At 72.5% G+C, this 3,529-nt stretch carries 3 protein-coding genes; 1 reads left to right on the forward strand and 2 read right to left on the reverse strand.

The window, feature by feature from the left end:
* Positions 1-41 precede the first annotated feature (41 nt).
* Together ACFCV8_RS35740 and ACFCV8_RS35745 are read right to left on the reverse strand one after the other, a co-directional pair.
* Positions 42-821: an SDR family NAD(P)-dependent oxidoreductase gene (locus ACFCV8_RS35740; protein ID WP_376689726.1), complete on the reverse strand. Its 780-nt coding sequence runs from the start codon at positions 819-821 to the stop codon at positions 42-44.
* A complete protein-coding gene (locus tag ACFCV8_RS35745; RefSeq protein ID WP_376689727.1) occupies positions 818-2,170 on the reverse strand; it encodes an L-fuconate dehydratase in 1,353 nt (450 codons plus the stop codon). Before ACFCV8_RS35745 ends, ACFCV8_RS35740 begins: the two co-directional genes overlap by 4 nt.
* A gap of 258 nt (positions 2,171-2,428) precedes the next feature.
* Between ACFCV8_RS35745 and ACFCV8_RS35750 the strand changes: the two genes are divergently transcribed.
* Complete coding sequence (locus tag ACFCV8_RS35750; protein ID WP_376689728.1) at positions 2,429-3,496, forward strand: PAC2 family protein; 1,068 nt, start codon at positions 2,429-2,431, stop codon at positions 3,494-3,496.
* Positions 3,497-3,529 lie beyond the last annotated feature (33 nt).

The raw sequence follows: 3,529 nt of genomic DNA on the forward strand, positions 1-3,529 counted from the left end.
GCCCTGGCCGTACCCCCGCTCCGGACCGCGCCCCCGCGCGGTCAGCTTCCGGCGGGGCGCAGGCGCAGCCCCTGCATGCCGCCGTCCACGGCCAGGGCCGTGCCGGTGACCGAGGCGGCGGCCGGGCTCGCCAGGTAGACGATCGCGGCGGCCACTTCGTCGGCCGACACCAGCCGCCCCAGCGGCTGGCGGGCGTTGAGCGCGGCGCGCTCGGCCTCCGGGTCACCGGCCTGGCCGAGCAGCCGGCCGATCCACGGGGTGTCCGCGGTGCCGGGGTTGACGCAGTTGACCCGGATGCCCTCGCGGACGTGGTCCGCGGCCATGGCCAGGGTCAGCGAGAGGACCGCACCCTTGCTCGCGCTGTACAGGGCGCGCTGCGGCAGCCCGGCGGTCGCGGCGATGGAGCAGGTCTGGGTGATCGACACGGCACCGGGACGCCCGGCTGCCGCGCGTCGCAGGTGGGGCAGGGCATGCCGGGCGGTACGGACCATGCCGAGGACGTTGATGTCCAGGACCCGGGTCCACTCCTCGTCGGCGTTGTCCTCGACCGTGCCGATGGAGCCGATGCCCGCGTTGGACACCACGGTGTGCAGGGTGCCCAGTTCGGCGGCGGCGCGGTCGACCGCCCGGCGTACGGCGGCGTCGTCGGTGACGTCCGCCTCGACGGCCAGGGTGCCCTCGGGGGCGCCCGCGGTCTCCCGGTCCAGGACGGCGACGCGTGCGCCGCGCGCCAGGAGCAGGGTCGCCACGGCTGCCCCGATCCCGGAGGCGCCGCCCGTGACCAGGGCCCCCATTCCCTCGAAGTCGCGTGTGCCGGTCATCGGTTGGCCTCCTCGGTGCGGCGGGACCGCCATACGGCCCCCTCCGGATAGCGGTGTGCGGCGATCGACTCGGGGAGCATCCGGGCGGAGAAGCCCGGGGCGCTCGGTGCGGTGTAGTGGCCCGACTCGATCACGGTGGGGTCGGCGAAGTGCTCGTGGAGATGGTCCACGTACTCGATCACGCGGTCGTCCCGGCTTCCGGATACCGCCACGTAGTCGAACATCGAGAGGTGCTGCACCAGTTCGCAGAGTCCGACGCCGCCCGCGTGCGGGCAGACCGGTACTCCGTACTTCGCGGCGAGCAGCAGGATCGCCAGGTTCTCGTTGACGCCCGCGACGCGGGCCGCGTCGATCTGGACGAAGTCGACGGCGCCGGCCTGGAGCAGCTGTTTGAACACGACCCGGTTGGCGACGTGTTCGCCGGTGGCGACCCTGACCGGCTGGCCGGAGCGTACGGCGGCGTGGCCGAGGATGTCGTCGGGGCTGGTCGGCTCCTCGATCCAGTGCGGGTCGTACGGCGCGAGCGCGGTCATCCACTCGACCGCGTCGGACACGTCCCAGCGCTGGTTGGCGTCGACGGCGATCCGGATGCCGGGGCCGACCGCCTCACGGGCCAGGGCGAGCCGGCGGACGTCGTCCGGGAGGCTGCCGCCGACCTTCAGCTTGATCTGGGTGAAGCCCTCGGCGACGGCCTCCTTGGCCAGTCTGACCAGCTTGTCGTCGCTGTAGCCCAGCCAGCCGGGCGAGGTGGTGTACGCCGGGTAGCCCTCGGCGCGCAGCCGTTCGGCGCGCTCGGCCCGGCCCGGTTCGGCGGCCCGCAGGATCTCCAGGGCCTCCTCGGGCGTGAGAGCGTCGGTGAGGTAGCGGAAGTCGACCAGCGAGACGAGTTCCTCGGGGGTCATCCCCGCGAGGAACTCCCAGACGGGCAGTCCGGCCTGCTTGGCCGCCAGGTCCCAGGCCGCGTTGACGACCGCGCCGGCCGCCATGTGCATCACGCCCTTCTCCGGGCCGAGCCAGCGCAGCTGCGAGTCGTGGGTGAGCTCGCGGTGCAGTGCGGCGAGATCCGCCGCGGTGCGGGGCGCGGGGCGCCCCACCAGGTAGGGACGCAGGGTTTCGATGGCGGCGGCCATCACCTCGTTGCCGCGCCCGATGGTGAAACAGAAGCCATGTCCCTCGATGCCCGTGCCGATGGCGTCCGGCCCGCCCGCGCGGTCGGGGACATCGGTGCGCAGGACGACGTAGGCGGCCGAGTAGTCGGGATCGGGGTTCATGGCGTCCGAGCCGTCCAGTTGTTCCGAGGTCGGGAAACGGATGTCGTGGACCTCGAAGTCCGTGACGGTCTGGCTCATGTGCGGCCCCCCAGGGGAATAACATCGGACCTCTGTTCTGATCATCCGATGTATAGCGTCATCGGAGCGTCATAGTCCAGGGTTTCCTGGAAAACTCCCCCTCACAGCTCGGATGTATCCGGGGTTCGATGCCCTGATTCGACCGGTGATGCACCACCGGGGACCTGGTTCGGGCGGCTGTGCGCGGAGGCTGCGGCAGGAGGGGCGGGAAGCCGTAAGGTTGATGGGTACACAAGGGAACTTCGGAAGGAGGCCTGGGTGATCGAGCTCGAGGGGGTTCCCGAGCTGATCGACCCGGTCATGGTGGCCGCGTTCGAGGGTTGGAACGACGCGGGGGACGCCGCCTCCACGGCGGTGGCGCACCTGGACCGGGAGTGGAAGGGCGAGGTTTTCGCGGCGCTGGACGCCGAGGACTACTACGACTTCCAGGTCAACCGGCCGACGCTGTGGCTGGACGGCGGAGTGCGCAAGATCACCTGGCCCACCACCCGGCTCTCCGTGGTCCGTGTCGGCGGCGACAAGCCCCGCGATCTCGTGCTGGTCCGCGGGATCGAGCCGTCCATGCGCTGGCGCTCGTTCTGCAACGAGATCCTCGGCTTCGCCCACGAGCTGGGGGTGGAGATGGTGGTGGTGCTGGGCGCTCTGCTCGGCGACACCCCGCACACCCGGCCGGTGCCGGTCAGCGGGGTCACCTCCGACCCCGACCTCGCGCGGACCATGGACCTGGAGGAGACGAAGTACGAGGGGCCGACGGGGATCGTCGGCATCCTCCAGGAGGCCTGTGCGCACGCGGGAGTGCCCGCGGTGAGCCTGTGGGCGGCGGTGCCGCACTACGTGTCGCAGCCGCCCAACCCGAAGGCCACGCTCGCGCTGCTCAACCGGCTGGAGGACCTCATCGGCGTACGCATCCCGCTGGGCGAACTGCCCGAGGACGCGCGCGCCTGGCAGCTCGGCGTCGACCAGCTGGCCGCCGAGGACAGCGAGGTGGCCGAGTACGTACAGACGCTGGAGGAGGCCCGGGACACCGCCGAGCTCCCCGAGGCGAGCGGCGAGGCCATCGCCCGGGAGTTCGAGCGCTATCTGCGCCGCCGGGACGTCGGTCCGGGCCAGCCCTCCGGCGGGCACGCGACGGAGAGCGGCGACACCTCCTACCTCCGCGACACCGCCGCCGGCCGTACCCGCCAGCCGAAGCCGCCCCGCCCCGACCCGGGCGGCGCACCGGACTCCGATCCCCGGCAGCCCCCCTCGGGCCAGGAGGACGGCGACAGCGGCGGCGAGGAGGGCGACGGCCCGCGCGATTCGCCGGAGGGCTCCCCGGAGGAGTGACGCGAACACGAGGAGCGCCGGGCGGTACGCGAC

Source organism: Streptomyces sp. NPDC056347, from assembly GCF_042262625.1.
Lineage (GTDB): Bacteria > Actinomycetota > Actinomycetes > Streptomycetales > Streptomycetaceae > Streptomyces.